General features: G+C 75.6%; 16 protein-coding genes. 7 read left to right on the top strand and 9 right to left on the bottom strand.

Annotated features, from left to right (window positions below; all coding sequences use genetic code 11):
* Positions 1-90 precede the first annotated feature (90 nt).
* Positions 91-615 (top strand): low molecular weight protein-tyrosine-phosphatase, encoded by a 525-nt coding sequence (locus AC3WT4_RS13305; RefSeq protein ID WP_257416640.1) that lies wholly within the window; start codon positions 91-93, stop codon positions 613-615.
* On the opposite strand, the gene AC3WT4_RS13300 is transcribed toward AC3WT4_RS13305, so the two are convergent.
* The 5 genes from AC3WT4_RS13300 to AC3WT4_RS13280 all read right to left on the bottom strand — a co-directional run bounded on the left by AC3WT4_RS13300 (position 598) and on the right by AC3WT4_RS13280 (position 4,519).
* Positions 598-1,206, bottom strand: coding sequence for a VanZ family protein (locus tag AC3WT4_RS13300; protein WP_492315653.1), 609 nt, complete (start codon positions 1,204-1,206; stop codon positions 598-600). The two genes, AC3WT4_RS13305 and AC3WT4_RS13300, sit on opposite strands and share 18 nt — an antisense overlap.
* A gap of 173 nt (positions 1,207-1,379) precedes the next feature.
* Positions 1,380-1,868 (bottom strand): hypothetical protein, encoded by a 489-nt coding sequence (locus AC3WT4_RS13295; protein ID WP_492315652.1) that lies wholly within the window; start codon positions 1,866-1,868, stop codon positions 1,380-1,382.
* A gap of 61 nt (positions 1,869-1,929) precedes the next feature.
* The gene (locus AC3WT4_RS13290; protein WP_492315651.1) at positions 1,930-3,078 is read right to left on the bottom strand and encodes an alpha/beta hydrolase; all 1,149 of its coding nucleotides are present in this window, start codon (positions 3,076-3,078) and stop codon (positions 1,930-1,932) included.
* 141 nt (positions 3,079-3,219) lie between these two features.
* Positions 3,220-3,831 carry a DnaJ family domain-containing protein gene (locus tag AC3WT4_RS13285; RefSeq protein WP_492315650.1) on the bottom strand — a complete coding sequence of 204 codons (612 nt, stop codon included), beginning with the start codon at positions 3,829-3,831 and terminating at the stop codon, positions 3,220-3,222.
* A gap of 64 nt (positions 3,832-3,895) precedes the next feature.
* Entirely contained in the window at positions 3,896-4,519 is a 624-nt protein-coding gene (locus AC3WT4_RS13280) for a hypothetical protein (RefSeq protein ID WP_146177765.1), read from the bottom strand.
* 122 nt (positions 4,520-4,641) lie between these two features.
* On the opposite strand from AC3WT4_RS13280, the gene AC3WT4_RS13275 reads away from it, so the two are divergent.
* Both AC3WT4_RS13275 and AC3WT4_RS13270 read left to right on the top strand, forming a co-directional pair.
* Entirely contained in the window at positions 4,642-5,826 is a 1,185-nt protein-coding gene (locus AC3WT4_RS13275) for a pyridoxal phosphate-dependent aminotransferase (protein ID WP_492315696.1), read from the top strand.
* A 94-nt stretch (positions 5,827-5,920) separates the two neighbouring features.
* Complete coding sequence (locus tag AC3WT4_RS13270; RefSeq protein WP_492315649.1) at positions 5,921-6,820, top strand: endonuclease/exonuclease/phosphatase family protein; 900 nt, start codon at positions 5,921-5,923, stop codon at positions 6,818-6,820.
* 62 nt (positions 6,821-6,882) lie between these two features.
* On the opposite strand, the gene AC3WT4_RS13265 is transcribed toward AC3WT4_RS13270, so the two are convergent.
* The gene (locus AC3WT4_RS13265) at positions 6,883-7,251 is read right to left on the bottom strand and encodes a CBU_0592 family membrane protein (protein WP_074804104.1); all 369 of its coding nucleotides are present in this window, start codon (positions 7,249-7,251) and stop codon (positions 6,883-6,885) included.
* Between the two features lie 216 nt (positions 7,252-7,467).
* On the opposite strand from AC3WT4_RS13265, the gene AC3WT4_RS13260 reads away from it, so the two are divergent.
* The 4 genes from AC3WT4_RS13260 to AC3WT4_RS13245 all read left to right on the top strand — a co-directional run bounded on the left by AC3WT4_RS13260 (position 7,468) and on the right by AC3WT4_RS13245 (position 12,812).
* Complete coding sequence (locus tag AC3WT4_RS13260; RefSeq protein WP_074804106.1) at positions 7,468-8,385, top strand: LysR family transcriptional regulator; 918 nt, start codon at positions 7,468-7,470, stop codon at positions 8,383-8,385.
* 25 nt (positions 8,386-8,410) lie between these two features.
* Positions 8,411-9,910, top strand: coding sequence for a lactate/malate family dehydrogenase (locus AC3WT4_RS13255; RefSeq protein ID WP_074804108.1), 1,500 nt, complete (start codon positions 8,411-8,413; stop codon positions 9,908-9,910).
* 104 nt (positions 9,911-10,014) lie between these two features.
* The gene (locus AC3WT4_RS13250; protein WP_074804112.1) at positions 10,015-11,094 is read left to right on the top strand and encodes a PIG-L family deacetylase; all 1,080 of its coding nucleotides are present in this window, start codon (positions 10,015-10,017) and stop codon (positions 11,092-11,094) included.
* Complete coding sequence (locus tag AC3WT4_RS13245) at positions 11,091-12,812, top strand: sensor histidine kinase (protein ID WP_492315648.1); 1,722 nt, start codon at positions 11,091-11,093, stop codon at positions 12,810-12,812. Before AC3WT4_RS13250 ends, AC3WT4_RS13245 begins: the two co-directional genes overlap by 4 nt.
* On the opposite strand, the gene AC3WT4_RS13240 is transcribed toward AC3WT4_RS13245, so the two are convergent.
* From AC3WT4_RS13240 to AC3WT4_RS13230, 3 genes are read right to left on the bottom strand one after another with little or no spacing between them, the layout of a single operon-like run.
* Positions 12,809-13,945 carry a hypothetical protein gene (locus AC3WT4_RS13240; RefSeq protein ID WP_175009387.1) on the bottom strand — a complete coding sequence of 379 codons (1,137 nt, stop codon included), beginning with the start codon at positions 13,943-13,945 and terminating at the stop codon, positions 12,809-12,811. The genes AC3WT4_RS13245 and AC3WT4_RS13240 overlap by 4 nt on opposite strands.
* A 5-nt stretch (positions 13,946-13,950) precedes the next feature.
* Positions 13,951-15,240 (bottom strand): glycosyltransferase family 2 protein, encoded by a 1,290-nt coding sequence (locus AC3WT4_RS13235; RefSeq protein WP_492315647.1) that lies wholly within the window; start codon positions 15,238-15,240, stop codon positions 13,951-13,953.
* Positions 15,241-15,244: 4 nt separating this feature from the next.
* Positions 15,245-16,132, bottom strand: coding sequence for an ATP-grasp domain-containing protein (locus AC3WT4_RS13230; RefSeq protein ID WP_074804121.1), 888 nt, complete (start codon positions 16,130-16,132; stop codon positions 15,245-15,247).
* Between the last annotated feature and the right edge of the window lie 137 nt (positions 16,133-16,269).

Below are 16,269 nucleotides of genomic sequence, written 5' to 3'. Positions count from 1 at the left end.
CGCCCGACGACGGTCCGAGCGGGACGTCGGGCCACGCAGGACGCCCGACCCGGACGGGAGGAAAGGTCACGACTCGCGCAGAATGGGGCCATGTCCAGTGCCGAGACCCGCCCCGGGCCCTACCGCGTCATGACCGTCTGCACCGGCAACATCTGCCGCTCCCCCATGGCCGAGGTGGTGCTGCGCGACCGCTTCGAGGCGGCCGGGCTCGGCGACCGCGTCGTCGTGGACTCGACCGGGATCAGCGACGAGGAGCGAGGGAACCCGATCGACCGCCGCGCCCGGGCCGTCCTGGCCGAGCACGGGTACGTCGTCGACGGGACGCACCGGGCGCGGCAGGTGCGCGCGGGCGACCTCGCCGCGCGCGACCTCGTGCTCGCGATGACCGCCCAGCACGCGCGGGCCCTGCGGCGGCTCGACGCGTCGGCGCCGGTGCGCCTGTACCGCTCGTTCGACCCGGCCGCGCCGCGCGTCGAGCCGGGCGGCTCCGAGCACGTGCTCGACATCGCCGACCCCTGGTACGGCGGGCAGCAGGACTTCGAGGACTGCCTCGCCGAGGTCGAGGCCGCGGCCGACGGGATCGTCGACCTCGTGCGCTCAGCGCTCGACGGCTGAGCGCGCGCGACGGGCGTCCGTCCCGTCCGCGCGGGACCCGCGAGGCCGCGGCGCCGGGGACCAGCGGAAGCGGTCGAAGAACGCGTCGAGCGCGGGGACGCGGGACAGCAGGGTGAACAGCCCGAAGCCGAGCACGCCGCCGACGACGTTGAAGAGCAGGTCGCTGGCGTCCGCGATGTGGCCGCCGCCCAGCAGGTGCGAGGTGACGTACTGGGTGACCTCGATCGCGAGGCTGAAGGCGGCCGCCGCGAGCACGACGCGCCACCACGACGTCCGCGCCAGGAGGAGCGGCAGGAGCATGCCCAGCGGCGCGAACACGAGGACGTTCATCAGGGCATCGGCGACCTCGTAGTCCACGAGGGGCACGAGGACCAGGTGGGCGTCCCACGCGGCGCTGGTCACCGGCTTGTCGAGGAAGATCGGGAACACCGTGTTCGCCACGACCCCGGCCGCGTAGACGGCGAGCGCGAGCGCGACGGCGGCGCGGGGCACGGTCAGCCGGCCGGTCCGGTGCAGACGCCACAGCAGGAGCGCGAGGACCACCGCTCCCAGCGGGATCACGACGGGGAGGACGGGGACCTCGCGAAACACTCGAACCGCTCCTTCAGCTGGACGCCACGCACGACGTCGCCGACGGTAGCGCCGTCGCGTCGTCCGGCAGATCCCCCGACGGTGCGACACCTGCCCCGGCGCCCTCCCCCTGCGGGGGGACCGGTCCGCGCACGACCTGCGGTCCGCGACGCTTCCCGGGTCGGTGGAGGCGCTCAGTCCTCGTAGATCGGCGCCCACCAGTCGTGGTACAGGAAGACGTGCGTCTGGCCGTCGCCCTCCAGCCGCTGCGCCATGTAGGCGTCCCAGCGCACCTCCTCGGCATCCATGCCCCCGGGCTCCTGCAGCGCCGCGAGGTGCTCCGGCGGCATCGCGAGCGCGTCCGTGAGGCACTCGACCTCCGCCCAGCTCGGGCCGTACGGCGACCCCACGCGGCGGAGGTCGACGGAGCCGTTCTCGCGGTCGACGGTCGCCCCCGTGCCGCCGAGGTCGCACTCGTCGAACGCCGTCGCGACGGCGTCGATGTTGGCCTGGCGCTCGAGGCGGGGGCGGAGCGCGAGGTAGGCGAGGAGCGCGACCGCGGCGACGAGGACCAGCGCGAGCACGACGACGAGCGGGACCAGCCACCGCGGTCGACGACGGGCGGGGCGCTCGGCGGGGGCCGGGCCGCCCGGGGTCGTGTACGGGCCGGTGGGCAGCGTCATCGGTGTCTCCTGGGTGTCGTGCGGTCGTCGAGGGTGAGATGTCGTCTGGCGTCATCCGGCGTCATCGGCGGCGGGTCCGCCCGCGCAGCGTCCCGACGGCGGTCCCCACGGACCGCGCGACGGACCGTCCGGCGCGGCGCACCCCGGCACCGAGCCGGCCGAGCGCGCGCGCCACTCCCTCCGTCGCGCGCGGCGCGTCGCGGCGAGAGGGGGCGGCGGCGTCGGGCACGGGCGGGGTGACGGGCGCGGGTCGCGGCAGGTACGCGCCGACCCACTGCGCCATGCGTCCGTACGCGAGCGCGCGCACGGGCCGGGAGGAGAGGACGACGTCGTGCAGGGCGCCGTCGAGGCGCGCGACCGTGACGAGGTCGCCGAGCTGGACCGAACGCTGCGCGACGCCGTCCACGTCGATCGCCGTGTCGGTGTGCATCATCTCCGGCGACCACCGCGGCAGCAGCGTGCTCCGGGCCGAGAGCAGGACGAGCACCGGCGCGCCGATCCCGAGGCCGCGCGCGACGGTCTGCTGCCCGCGGAAGACGGCGGACAGCCACGCGGGCGTCGTCCGGAAGCCGTGCTGGGGACGCCACGTGAGGTTGTAGGACCACTCGCCGTCGAACTCCTTGCTCACGGAGCGCGTGTAGAAGCCGAGGTCGACGTTGGGCAGCGGGCGGGTGGGCGTGAGCCGGGCGCGCGCCCCGATCACGGGCTCGAGCAGGAGGCGGCCGACCTCGCGCGTCTGGAACTCCAGCCACGGGCTGTTGAGGACGAGCGCCGCCGCGCGCCCCGGGTGGCGCGCGAGCCACAGGCTCAGCGTCAGGCCGCCGGTCGAGTGGCCCATGAGCACGACCTCGCGCGGGGAGCGCCCGTCGCCCCGGTGGCCCATCGCCCCGAGCGCGGCCTCGATGTCCTCGTCGTACGCGGCGAGGTCGGCGACGTACCCGGGCGTCTGGCCGGGCCGCAGGCTGCGGCCGTACTTGCGCAGGTCGAGCGCGTGGAACCGCGCGCCGTGCGCCTCCCAGAAGTCGGCGAGCTCGGTCTGGAAGAAGTAGTCGGACCAGCCGTGCACGTACAGCACGTCGAGGTACGGGTCGGGGCCCGGGCGTCGGCGCCGCACGAGCGTCGCGACGACGTCGCCCTCCTCGTCGGGCGCGAGCGGGAGCGTGAGCTGCTCGTAGTCGTCGCCCAGGACGTCGGGCTGCCAGTCGGCCATGCCGCCGACCCTAGGCGGGCCCGACGACGGCCGCCCGCCCGGTGGGCCGCTGACCGGCTGGGCGAAGGCCCGGTCGGGTGGAGTGCGGTCCGGCAGGTCCGGCAGGTCCGGCAGGGCCGGTGGCTCCGGTGGGTCCGGTGGTCAGCGGGCGGCGCGGCGGGCGCGCCAGCGCGCGACCTCGTGCTCGACGTCGCGCGTCGGCGTCACGACGGGCGGCCCGCCGAGCAGCTGGCGGCGGGCGTCGACGACGCGCGCGTTGAAGTCCGCGAGGATCTCGCGGACCGCCGTCTCGTCGAGCTCGCGGTCGAGGCGGTCGTCGAGCTCGCGGTCCTCGCGCTTGAGGAGCATGGCCGGGGGCCCGAGCCCGGTGAGCTGCTCGCGCTCGATCACCGCCTTGAGCCACCAGTCCGGGTCGTGCGTGCCCGTGAGCCCGGGGATCGGCTTGCCCGCGAGCGGGAGGTCGTCGAACTCTCCGCGCCGGACGGCCTGGTCGATCACCGTGTCGACGTACATCGCGCGGTCCTCGGGTCGTACACGACGCGGACCGCCGGCCGGGAGGTCGTCGTCGCGCGCCCCGGCCGGCTCGCCCGTCGTGCGCGCCCCGCCCGGTGCGCGCGCCGGGTCCGGGATGGCGGGCTCGTCGGCAGACCCCTCCTGCTGCGCGGCCTCGCGTGCCGCCTCCCGGTCGACCCGGTACTGCGCGGCCCGCCGGACCGGATCGTCGTCCGGGGTGCGGGAACGTCGTCGGAACACGAGAACCTCCCTCGTCGTCCCTGTCAGCGTAGGCAGCCGCCGCCCCGCGGGACGAGCGGGGGGATCAGCCGTCGAGGAGCGGGTGGTACCGGCGGCGCAGGGCCCGGTCGAGCGCGGCGAGCACGCCGCCCACGGTGAGGATCGTGTTCACCGGGCCCGGGAGGTCCGGCACGAAGGGCGGGGTCCACCCCGTGATCTCCGACGCCAGCGCGAGCAGCTGCGGCACCTGCGTGACGAGCGCGACCGCGAGCACGACCCACGCCGTCACGCCCACGGCGCGGCTCGCCGTCGGGCGCTCGCGGTCCATGCGGTCGCGCCAGGCCTCGGCGGTCCCGGGCAGCGGCGGGACGTCGTGCACGGTGCCGACCGCGTCCACGACGCGCACGTACCGCATCCCGTAGGTGCTCATCCTCGCCTCCAGCGTCGCGCCCCCGAGGTCGAACCGGGCGCGCGAGCGCTGCTCGTCGACGAGGCGGCCGTCCCGGTACAGGCGGATGCGCTCGTCCCAGTCGAGGAAGTCCACGGCCACGACGTACTCGTGACCGCCGTGCCGGAGCCCGAACGCGCTGCGCCACAGCACCGCCCACCCGCGGACGGGGCGGAAGGTCGCGGCACGGTCCCGCCCCCCGCCGTGGTCGTCGTCCTCCCGGTCGTCGGGGCCGTCGCGCCAGGCGTCGTCGGTCGTCATGGCCTCATCCGACCCCGGGCGCGCGGTGCGGCGCGTCGCCCGGACGACCGACACCTCCGCGCGCGGCCGACCGACGTCCGCCGAACGGATGACGCGGGCATGATGGGCTCATGCCCGGGTCGATGAAGGTCTCACGCCGCTCCCACGTGCCGCCGTTCGCCGTGATGGAGGTTCTCGCCGAGGCGAACCGGTTGCGCGACGCGGGCGCGTCCGTGCTCAACCTCTGCGCGGGCGAGCCGTCGACCGGGGCGTCGGACGTCGTGCGGCGGCGTGCGATCGAGCTGCTCGAGCACGGCGACCTCGGCTACACCGAGTCGCTCGGGGTGCCCACGCTGCGGCGCGCGATCGCCGAGCACTACGACCGCTGGTACGGCGTCGAGATCGACCCGGCGCGCGTCGCGGTGACGACCGGGTCGTCCGGCGGGTTCCTCCTCGCGTTCCTCGCGGCCTTCGACGTCGGCGACCGCGTCGCGCTCGCACGCCCCGGCTACCCCGCGTACAAGAACATCCTGCGCGCGCTGGGCTGCGAGGTCGTCGAGCTCGACTGCGGCCCGGAGACGCGCTACCAGCCCACGGTGTCGCAGCTCATGGAGGCGTACTACGACGGCGGCCTCGACGGGCTCGTCGTCGCGAGCCCCGCGAACCCGACGGGGACGATGATCCTGCCCGCCGAGCTCGACGCCGTCGCGGCGTGGTGCACCGACCACGAGGTGCGCCTCGTGAGCGACGAGATCTACCACGGCATCGTCTACGGTGACGGCGCGGACGGCCCGGCCGCCGCGCTGCCGACGGCGGCGCGGTACGTGCCCGACGGCGCCGTCGTCGTCAACTCGTTCTCGAAGTACTGGGCGATGACGGGGTGGCGCCTCGGGTGGCTCGTGCTGCCCGACGAGCTCGTGGGGCCGGTCGACGCCCTCGCCGGGAACGTCGCGCTGTCGCCGCCTGCGCTCGCGCAGCACGCGGGCGTCGCCGCGTTCTCCCCCCAGGGGTACGCCGCCGCGGCCGAGAACGTCGCGCGGTACGCGGCGTCGCGCGAGCTCGTGCTCTCCCGGCTCGACGACCTCGGGTGGTCGCGCGTCGCGCCCGCCGACGGCGCGTTCTACGTCTACGCCGACGTCTCCGGGGACGGTCTGGACTCCGTGACGTGGTGCGCGCGCCTGCTCGCCGAGGCGGGCGTCGCGCTCACCCCCGGCACCGACTTCGACGGCGTCCGCGGCGGGGACTGGGTCCGGCTGTCGTTCGCCGCGGCCCCGAGCACGGTCGCCGAGGCGGTCGAGCGCATCGCCGCCTGGCGCCGCACCCTCTGACGCGGCCCGGGCGGCGCGCGGCCCGACGACGTCCCCCGCGCCCGGGGACCCCGCCCTGGTCGCGACGGTCCGCGGCCCGCGCGAGGATCGTCCGGTGCCCCACGACTCCCGTGACCTGAACGACGGACCGCTGCCCCCGCGCCCGGACGGCGCCCTCCGCCTCGCGACCTTCAACACGCTGCACGGCGCCGCGCTCGACGGCACGGTCGACGTCGAGCGGTTCGCGCGCGCCGTCGCGTACCTCGACGCCGACGTGCTCGCGCTCCAGGAGGTCGAGCGCGACTCGCCCCGCTCGCACCGCGCCGACCTCGTCGCCGTCGCGGCGGAGGCGCTGCGCGCCGAGCACCGGCACCTGTCCCCCACGCTCCGTGGCGTCTCCGGTGCGTGGGTGCGCGCGGGGCGGCCGGGGTCGGGCGTGCGGCGCGTCCCGGGCGTCGCGTCCTACGGCATCGGTCTCGTCAGCAGGTTCCCCGTCGAGCGGTGGTCGCGCCTCGAGCTCGACCGGATGCCGTGGCGGTCGCGCGTGCGGCGGCGCCGGCCGGGGACCGCGACGGGGGCCGCGCGCCTGCTGCCCTTCCGGGTGGTGCCCGACGAGCCGCGCGCTGCGCTCGCCGCGGCCGTCCGCACGCCGTGGGGGCCGCTCACCGTCGTGACCGCGCACACGACGTCGCGCCCCGAGTTCACCGCGGACCAGCTCCGGGCCTTCACGGGAGCCTGCGCGCCGCTCCCGCGCCCGCTCGTGCTGCTGGGCGACCTCAACCTGCGCGCGCCGGAGCCCGCGGAGATCACCGGGTTCACGTCGCTCGCCGACGTGCTCACGCACCCCGTCGACCGGCCCGTGCGGCAGGTCGACCACGTGCTCGCCGACGGCCTGCCCGGCGGCCCGACCGTCCGGGCCCTCGGGCCCGCGACGGCCGTCGACACAGGGCTGTCCGACCACCGTGCGGTCGTGGTGGACGTCGTCCTGGAGCCGGCGCCCGGCGCTCCGCGCTGAGCGGGGTCGGGCGGCCGCGCCGAGCGGGGTCGGGCAGCCGTGCCGGGCGGGGCGGGCGGCCGTCAGGCGGCGAGCCCGACCTCCTGGGGCGCGGGCTCGCCGTCGGCGCGCACGGCGACCGCCGCAGGGGCGGACGCGGTGAGGGCGGCGGCCTCGTCGAGCGCGCGACGGCGCGCACGCCGCGCCCGCACGATGACGACGATCGCCTGGGCGCCGATGAGCACCCACACGAGGTTCGCGGCGACGGACGGCCACACGCCGTTGGCCGCGGCGACCATGCCCATGAGGCCCGCGGCGGTGAGGTTGGTGAGCTGGAACGGGGCGGACGACGGCGCCCAGCGGCCACGGCTGACCATCGCGTAGGCGACGACGCCGGCGGCGGCACCGATCCAGCCGAGGAACATGACGATCGCGTCGAGGGTGACAGGCACAGCGGTACTCCGGTGACGAAGAAGGGGTGGAGGGGGGTACCGCGACGCTGCGGTGGCTGTGCGCTCCGGGCCGATGGCTGGTGGCGCGGGTGGTGCGAAGCTCGGGCGCCGACCCGTAAGGAGGAGGAGGTAACCGACCGGCGCCACGACAAGTATGAGGCCTTCCGCGGTTCAGCACAATCGAAGGATTCTGCACCGGGCGTTTAGCATCTCTACATGGCGACGGACCCACGCAGACTTGGTTTCCTCCTTGCCGTGCACCGTGGTGGAGGCATCCTCGCGGCAGCGGATCTCCTGCACGTCACCCCGTCCGCGGTCTCGCAGCAGATCCAGCGGCTCGAGGCCGAGGAGGGGGTCGTCGTGCTCGACCGCGGACCGCGCGGCGTGACCCTCACGCCCGCCGGTCGCGTGCTCGCCGAGACCGCCGAGCGCATCGAGACCGAGCTCGTCGAGGCCCGCAAGGCGCTCGCCGCGCTCGGCGACGAGGTGAGCGGGCGCGTCGCCGTCGGTTCCTTCCAGACGGCGATCCGCGCCGTCGTCGCGCCCGTCGCCGGGCGGCTCGCCGAGACCGCCCCCGGGATCGAGCTCGACGTGCAGGAGCGCGAGCCCACCGAGGCCCTGCGCCTCCTGCGCGCGGGCGAGCTCGACGTCGTCCTCCTCGAGCGCGACTACGAGGCCGACTCCCCCGCCCCGCGCGGCACGCGCGAGATCGTCCTGCTCGACGAGCCGTGGCGGCTCGTCGTCCCCGCCGGCATGCCGACGCCCACGCGTCTCGACGACGTGCGCGACGCCGTGTGGCTGGGACCCGAGCCCGGCACCGCCGCGGCCCGTGCGCTCCGGCGGCTGTCGCGCGGGCTCGGCGGGACCCTGCGCACGCGGCACAACTACTACGACTTCGACGTCGCGCTCTCGCTCGTCGCGGCCGGGCTCGGCGTCGCGATGCTCCCGGCGCTCGCCGTGGAGGGTGGCGCGTCGGACGAGGTGCCCGACGGCGTCACGGTCGTCGGGCTGCCCGGGCTCGGCTCGCGCCGCCTCGTCGCGCGCCACCGCGCGACCCGGCACGAGCCCCGCCCCGTGGTCTCCGCCGTGCTCGACGAGATGGTCGCCGCCGCGGGCGGGATCGCGTTCGCCTGACTCCGGGGCGTCGTAGCCTGCGAGGGTGGACGTAGCGGTGGTGGGGGCGACGGGCGACGTCGGCCGGCAGGTGTGCACGCAGATCGTCGAGCGGCGGGTGCTCCCGCCGACGGCGCGGCTCCAGCTCGTCGGCCGGGCCGGGGGCGCGTCGGGGCGCGCCGTGCACGGGCTGCGCGCCGACCTCGTCGACGCGTACGACGAGCACGCGCCGCTCCTCGACGTCGCGCACTCGCCCGACGACGTGACCGCCGACGTCATCGTCGTCGCCGCCGGCCTCACTCCCCCGGCCCGCACGGGCGCCGACCCCGACCGGCGCGTGCTCGCCGCGACGAACGGCGCGGTGCTCGCCGAGTACGCGGACGCGATCGCGCGGCACGGCTCGGGCCACGAGGTCGTGATCGTCGTGACGAACCCCGTGGAGCTCGGGGTCGCGGTCATGGCGGAACGGCTCGGGCGGCACCGCGTGCTCGGCATGGGGGCCTGGCTCGACACGCTGCGGTTCCGGCGCGAGATCGCGGTCGAGCTGGGCGTGCGGCGGCACCGGGTCGGCGGGTTCGTGGGGGGCCAGCACGGCGAGGACGCCGTCCCGCTGTGGTCGACCGTCCGGGTGAGCGGGCTCGACGCCGACGAGCGGGCCCGCGCCGTCGCCGCGCTACGCCGCGGCCGCACGCTCGGCGCCCTGCCCGGCGAGATCGCCGCGGCGAAGGACGAGCTCGCGCGCGTCGCGAGCCAGGACATGGGCGCCGCGTTCGAGCTCATCGACACCTGGCCCGCCGACCTGCGGCTCGTCACGCGACCCTGGATGACCCACCAGTCCGGCGCGAAGACCCCCGCGGGCACCGCGAGCGCGACCGTCGACCTCCTCGAGGTGATCCTCGACGGCCGCGAGATCGTCGTCGCGGGGCAGGTCGCGCTCGACGGCGAGCTCGACGGACGGCTTCCCTCGGACGACGGCGTGCCGTCGCGCGGCGTCCTCGGCGTCCCGGTCGTGCTCGGCCCGGGCGGGTGGACGCGCGTCCTGCTCGACGAGCTGCCCGACGACGAAGCGCGCCGGCTCGTGCAGGCGGCCGGGGGGATCGATCGCCTGGTGTCGGCGAGCGCGGCGTCGGCGAGCGCGGGGTCGCCCGCGGGCGGTACGGCGAGCGCGGCGGCGGGTGCGGAGGGTTCGTCGGGCGCGGCGGGCACGCAGGTCGGGACGGCTGGCGTCCCGGGCACGACCGGGACGACGGTCGCGGAGCGCGTGCCGACCCCGGCCGGTGCGGAGCGCGACTGGGTCGCGACCGTGCACGGTCTGGACCAGCCGGGCACGCTCACCGCGCTCACCGGGGTGTTCTCGACGCGCGGCGTGAGCTTCGACTCGCTCGCCACCGGGCCGGTGGACGGCGACGGCCGGGCGGGGCGGATCGTCGTGTCGTTCCGCGCGACGCCCCGCCGCACGCGGGCCCTGGAGCGCGCGGTCCGGCGTCTCGCGACGGTGCGCTCCGTCGTCGTCGAGCCCGCGGGAGGCGACGCCGGGCGTCCCTGACCGCGCCCCGGGGTGCCCGTGCCGCGCACGCCGGGACCGTGACGAGCGGTGTCGTCCCGGGGCGCGTACCGTCGATGGGACCGAGTCCGCAGTCAGGGGGGACCGTGCCCGAATCCCAGTACCAGGTGCTCGTGATCGAGGACGACCTCGACGCCGCCGAGTTCCTGAGGATCGCGCTCGAGCGTCACGGCGGCATGCACGTCGACACGGTCGAGACCGCCGAGGGAGCCGTCGAGGCGCTGCGACGGCAGTCGTACGACGTCCTCGTCAGCGACATCCAGCTGCCCGGCCGTTCCGGGCTCGAGGTCCTGCCCGAGCTCCGGGCGATCGACCCGGCGGTGCGCGTCATGATCGTCACCGCGTACCCGACCGTGGACCACGCGATCGGTGCGCTGCGCGAGTCGGCGGACGACTTCCTCGTCAAGCCGGTGACAGCCGCCGAGGTCGTCCGCCGCGCCACCGAGCTCGCGCAGCGGACCCGGGCGGCCCGCACCTCCTCCCGGCAGCGGGTGCTCGCCGTCGGAGCGCACCCGGACGACGTCGAGATCGGGGTGGGTGCCACGCTCGCCGCGCACGCCGCCGCCGGGGACGAGATCGTGACGCTCGTCCTCTCCGGCGGTGCGGTCGGCGGCGAGACCTCGGCCCGCCGCTCGGAGGCGGCCGCCGCGGCCGCGGTCGTCGGTGCGCGCCTCGTGCACCTCGACTTCCCCGACACGCGGCTGGACCCCGCCGCGGGGATGATCACCGCGATCGAGGAGGTCGTCCGGGAGGTCCGCCCGACGCGGATCTACACCCACGGGATCCACGACCGCCACCAGGACCACCGCGCCGTGCACGAGGCGGTCCAGGTCGCTGCGCGGGAGGTCCCGGGGCTCTGGTGCTTCCAGAGCCCGTCCTCGACCGTCGAGTTCGCGCCGAACCGCTTCGTCGACGTCGACGGGTTCGTCGACACCAAGCTGAGCATGCTCGCCGCCTTCGCGTCCCAGAGCCACCGGGAGTACATGCAGCCCGACGTGGTGCGTGCGACCGCGCGGTACTGGGCCAGGTTCAGCCCCGCCCGCGACGCCGAGCCGTTGGAGACGGTCCGGGCCAGCGAGACCCTCGTCCGCGGGGAGGTCGTCCAGGCGGCTCCCGCGGTCGACGGGCAGGGGGCGGACGCCGGGCACGGCTCCGGCGGGCGGTGAGCAGACCGACCGAGCTCGGTGAGAGGTACCCGGTCCTCCGCCTGGGCTGGGCGGACGAGGACGCCGTCGCGCTGCGCCAGGTGCCCATCACGCTCTCCGTGGTGGTCGCCGCGGCCTCGCTGTGGTGGATGGTGGAGCCCGCCCGTCCGGGTCTGCTGGTCGCGGCGGTCGTGCTCTCCGTCGGCGTCCTCGTGGTCGCCGCGCTCGGCCGGTGGGACACGTGGCCCGTCTCATGGCGCTTCGCCTGCTCGCTCGCGCAGATGCTCGCGATCGGCCTGCTCGACGTCGGGGCGGGCCTCCAGGCGGTGACCCTCGACATCCTCCTCGTCCTCCCCCTCGCGAGCCTGGCGCTCCGTCCGGGCTCGGCCGGTCCCGCGGTCGGGCTCGCGGGCGCGGGTCTGGTCCTCCTCGTGCCGGTCGTCGTGGACACCGGCCGGATCCAGCCCGTCCTGCACGCGGTCGTCACCTTCTCGATCCTCGCGACGCTCGCGCTCGGCATCCACGGCATGGTGACGCTCGCGCGCGGCCAGGCCGTCCAGCTGGCCGCCGCCCGCGACGCCCTCGACGCGTCGTCAGGACGTCTGCGCGACTCGCGGGACACGCTCGCGAGCATCCTCGCCGCCGCTACCGAGCAGGCCTTCCTGGCCACCGACGACGCGGGCACGGTGGTCTCCGCCAACACCGGCGCCGAACGTCTCCTCGGGACGGCGGCGAGCACGCTCGTGGGGACGGACGTCGTCCGCCTCCTCGGCGGAGGATCGGCCGCGGCGGGCGAGGCGGGCGACCAGGAGGGGGGCACGCCGTCGGCGCTCGCGGAGATCGTCGGGGCCGCCGCGCACGGCGGCACCGAGGTGCACGAGCGCGACCACACCCTGCCGGACGGTACGAGTCGTCGGCTCGAGGTGGTCGTGACCCGCAGGCCCGCCCTCTCGGGGCCGGCGCCGGAGCTCCCGCCGGGCTACCTGTTCGTGGCGACCGACGTGACGCGCCGCCACGAGGACGAGCAGGAGCAGGACGCGTTCATCGGCCTCGTCAGCCACGAGCTGCGCACGCCGCTCGCCTCGATCCTCGGGTACGTCGACCTGCTCCGGATGCGGCCCGAGAGCCTGGACGACGAGCAGCAGCGCTATCTCCAGGTCGTGGAGCGCAACGCGCACCAGCTCCAGGCCCTGGTGGAGGACCTGCTCACCAGCGCCCAGGTGGTCTCCGGGACGTTCGCCCTGGTACCGATGGAGCTGGACGTGGTGGAGGTGGTCCGGGAGGCCGTGGCGTCCACCGCACCGGTCGCGGCCCGTGCCGGGGTCGCGATCGTCGAGGACGGGGACGCCGAGGTCCGCCTGCTCTCCGACGCGCAGCGGCTGGGCCAGGTGGTCGAGAACCTGCTCACGAACGCCGTGAAGCACAGCACGCGGGGCGGCCAGGTGCGGGTGAGCGTCACCGCCGAGCCCGCGCAGGATGCCGCCCGGTGCGTCCGCGTCCGGGTCGTTGACCACGGCACCGGCATCCCGGCGGATGAGCTCGCGCGCCTGACCGAGCGCTTCTACCGGACCCGGGAGACCGTCCGTCGGCGGGTCCGGGGCGTCGGTCTCGGCCTGTCGCTCGTGCAGACGATCGTCGACGCGCACGGGGGGAGCCTGTCCATCGCCAGCGAACCGGGGGTCGGGACCGAGGTGGACGTGCTCCTGCCCGACCTCTCACCGGACCAGGACGAGCCCTAGGCCGGTTCTTCGCTCGCGTCGGGGCGCCACACGGACGCGAGCGCGGTCCAGTACGCGTCGCCCATGAGGGAGTACGGGGTCACGTTGACCGAGCGCACCCCGTTCGTCGCGGCGAAGGAGACGCCCTCCGCCATCGTCTCCGGCTCGATGTTGCGGCCGCGCCCCGCCCAGAGGCCGACGGAGATCGTGATGCGCGACGTGTCGTATCCCGCCGCAGCGAGCGCTGCGGTGAGCGCCTCGACGCTGTCGGCCTCGTGTCCCGAGTTCTGGAAGTAGGCCCAGACGGTCAGCCGGTCGACGGCGGACAGCAGGACGCCGTAGTCGTGGCCGCTGGACGGGACGCCCTGCGCGAGGTCGTCCCAGTCCACGCGTACCTCCATGGAGAGGGCGATCGACGCGCCGTCGCCGTCCCCGACCTCGTCGAGGCCGGCCCGCATCCGCGCGAGGAGCCCGGCGAGCACGTCGGACCGCCAGGACCCCAGCTCCGGCGCGTCCTCCTGGACCGCGCCGGACTCGTCGCGCGGCCAGTCCTCCGCGCCGGTCATCTCGCGGTAGAGCGCGAGATCGTCCTCGCCGAACGTGTAGCCGTCGAGGAAGAGCTCGGTCACGGAGATGTACGCGGGCTCGTACCGCTCGCCCAGCGCGACGACGTAGGCGACCAGGCGGTCACCGACGGGCCCGGTCGCGAGAGCGCTCGCGGAGGCCTGGTAGGTCGCCGTCTCACCGCTCGTGCTCCGGCCGGCGAGGGAGGGGTCCTGCTCGAGCCACCGCGGGACGAACGCGTCCACGATCAGGCCGAACTCGCGCTGCGCGCCGTCGGAGGTCCGGGCCAGGGCGCGCGCCGCCGTCGAGAGGTGGTCGGTACCCGGCTCGGCGGCGGCCTCCGGGTAGGCGGCCCAGTCGAACGCGGTGAACTCCACCCGTCCGGCGTTGAGCTCCACGGCGTTCGCCCCGGCGGAGTCGAGGTGCTGGTCGACCGCTCCCCAGTCGGTGCCCGGGTCGGTCACCACACCGAAGTCGATGCTGACGGACCGTACGTCGTCGGGCGGGGGCGTGGACCGCATGGGCGGCAGGGACTCCTTCCACGGGCTTGCGAGGAGCACCGCCGCGACGACGACGGCGACGAGGGGCACGACGATCAGCGCGACCCAGGGTCGTCGACCGCGCCGAGCCCGCGCACCGACACCGTGCCGGTCCTCTCGAGCTTGTCCCATCGTCCCTCCGCGTCCGTCGTCTCCCGGCGTGCCGCCTCCAGCATGACCAGTGTCATGAGCGAGGAGTAGACGGGCCACAGCGGGACCGTCCACAGATATCGAAGATCGCCGGGTGCGTGGTCGAGCACGACCGCGAGGAGCAGCAGCCCCAGGGACAGGGGCAGCCCGAGGAACAGCGCCCACTCCCACCACGACGGAGGCAGCCAGCCCGTGCCCTCGACGGCGACGAGGACGGAGAGGGCGAGGAACGCGAGCACCTGGAGGAACGGTCCCGCCACCTGCGACACGGTGTTGTAGAGCAGGTACGCCCCGAAGCGCCCGTACCGGAGGTTGCCGATCATCCGCCGGTGCAGCGCCGACACCTGGAGCAGGCCGCGCGCCCACCGCACCCGCTGTCGCCAGAGGCCGCGGACCGTCGAGGGCGACTCGGCGTAGACCACGGCGTCCGGCGCGAACGTCACCCCGTAGCCGGCGGCGTGCACCCGCCAGGTGAGCTCGAGGTCCTCTGCCAGGGTGTCCGTCCGGAGGGGCCCCGTGCGTTCGAGCACCTCGCGCCGGAACGCGCCCACGTTCCCCGACACGACGGGGAGGCAGCCGAGCACGTCGAGCGCGCGGCGCATGAGCCCGGTGCCGACGTGGCTGACGAGGGCGAGGAACCGCGTCAGCACCCGATCGAGGTTCACCGGGCGGTCGTTCCCGCACACCGCGCCGACGCGGGCGTCGCGGAACCCGCGCAGCAGCCGGGTGATCGTGTCGTGCCGGAAGACGCCGTCGGCGTCGACCAGGAGGACGACCTCGCCCCGCGCGAGGGCGATGCCACGGTTGAGGGCGGCGCCCTTGCCGGCGTTCTCCTGCCGCACCGCGTGCACGCGCGCGTGCCGCTCGGACAGCCTGAGCATCCTGTCGAAGGTGTCGTCGCGGGACCCGTCGTCGACGCACAGGATCTCGAAGCGCGGGTAGTCGCTGCGCAGGAGCGACCGCACGCAGTTGTCGATGACGACCGCCTCGTCGAAGGCGGGGACCACGACGGAGACCAGAGGAGGCTCCGCCCAGGACGGGCCGAGCCCGGCGGGGCCGGGTGCCGCGCGTCGGTGGCGGTGCTCGAAGGCGAGCGCGAACGGCACGAGGGCGAGGCGGACGAGCCCCACGACGAGGAGCGTCGATCCGACCACGAGCGCGAGCGCGGTGAGGACTCCGGTCAGGGCGGCCGGCATGCCTTCAGACCGGCCACTCGCGGAGCACGGCGTCGAGCAGCTCCGGTGCGGACTCGGACACCGCCCCGAAGCGCGCGTTGACCTCCAGGACGACCGGTGTCCCGTCCGCGAGCCGCCGGACGTCCATGTCGAGAGGACCGACGAGCCCGAGCGCCAGGGTCGTGGCCCGTGCCACGGCGGCGACGTCCGCGGCCGCGCTCTCCTCGAGGCGCGTCACCGTCGTGGCGTTGCCGACGCGTCCCTCCTTGCGGCCGGTCTTCTCCAGGACGACGACCTGCGTCTCCCCGGTCGACGGCGACCGGAACACCTGCGGGCAGTACTCCCGCCCCGGCGCGAACCCCTGGACGATCCACGACGCGTCGAGAGCGGCCCATGCCGGGTCGTCCGCGGTCTCCACGACGTGGACGCCACGCCCGCCCCGCGCGACACGCGGCTTGACGACGACCGGACCCGCCGCCCAGTCGAGCGCGTCCGCCGCGGAGGGCAGGGCGTCGGCCCCGGCGTGCGGCGGGACGCCGACGCCCTGGCGGTCGAGCGCGAGCATCGTGAGGAGCTTGTCGCCGGCGACGGCCGTCGGGCCGGGCGGCGACACCACGACGTCGCGGGTCAGGCCCGCGGCACCGGCGAGGACGGCGAGGTGCGCCAGCTCCTCGGAGACGGACGGGACGACGAGGACGTCTCCGTACCGGCGCACGAGCGCCAGGGTCGCGCCGTCGTAGGCGGGGTCTCCCGCCGCCGGGACGGCCTCCACGGTCGCGAACCCCGGGACGGCACGTGGCGCCAGGTCCACCCCGACGGCGTGCACCTCCGGTCGTCGCGCGAGCTGAGCCCCGAGCGCCCGCCCGGCCGGCCCTGCGGCCCCGGTGACGATGATCGTGCGCGTGTCCCCCATCGTCCGAATGTACGGCGGCCTCCTGGGGTCCGCAGGGCCGGGGGCACCGGGTACGCGGGAGCGAGGGCGGTGTGCCCGCTACGATGAGGCCACAACTCCATGCTTGACCGGCGGTGCCGTCCTTCGGGCGCGGTGCC

The sequence above is a fragment of the Cellulosimicrobium sp. EB106-03-01-XG111 genome, from assembly GCF_058792115.1.
The sequence above is the reverse complement of the archived record's forward strand: the minus strand, read 5'-3'. Positions and strand labels throughout refer to the sequence as shown.

Excerpts from the sequence above, each read along its gene's own strand:
- AC3WT4_RS13305 (WP_257416640.1), top strand. The coding sequence starts at position 91 with ATGTCCAGTGCCGAGACCCGCCCCGGGCCCTACCGCGTCATGACCGTC.
- AC3WT4_RS13295 (WP_492315652.1), bottom strand. The coding sequence starts at position 1,868 with ATGACGCTGCCCACCGGCCCGTACACGACCCCGGGCGGCCCGGCCCCC.
- AC3WT4_RS13290 (WP_492315651.1), bottom strand. The coding sequence starts at position 3,078 with ATGGCCGACTGGCAGCCCGACGTCCTGGGCGACGACTACGAGCAGCTC.
- AC3WT4_RS13280 (WP_146177765.1), bottom strand. The coding sequence starts at position 4,519 with ATGACGACCGACGACGCCTGGCGCGACGGCCCCGACGACCGGGAGGAC.
- AC3WT4_RS13275 (WP_492315696.1), top strand. The coding sequence starts at position 4,642 with ATGAAGGTCTCACGCCGCTCCCACGTGCCGCCGTTCGCCGTGATGGAG.
- AC3WT4_RS13260 (WP_074804106.1), top strand. The coding sequence starts at position 7,468 with ATGGCGACGGACCCACGCAGACTTGGTTTCCTCCTTGCCGTGCACCGT.
- AC3WT4_RS13235 (WP_492315647.1), bottom strand. The coding sequence starts at position 15,240 with ATGCCGGCCGCCCTGACCGGAGTCCTCACCGCGCTCGCGCTCGTGGTC.
- AC3WT4_RS13230 (WP_074804121.1), bottom strand. The coding sequence starts at position 16,132 with ATGGGGGACACGCGCACGATCATCGTCACCGGGGCCGCAGGGCCGGCC.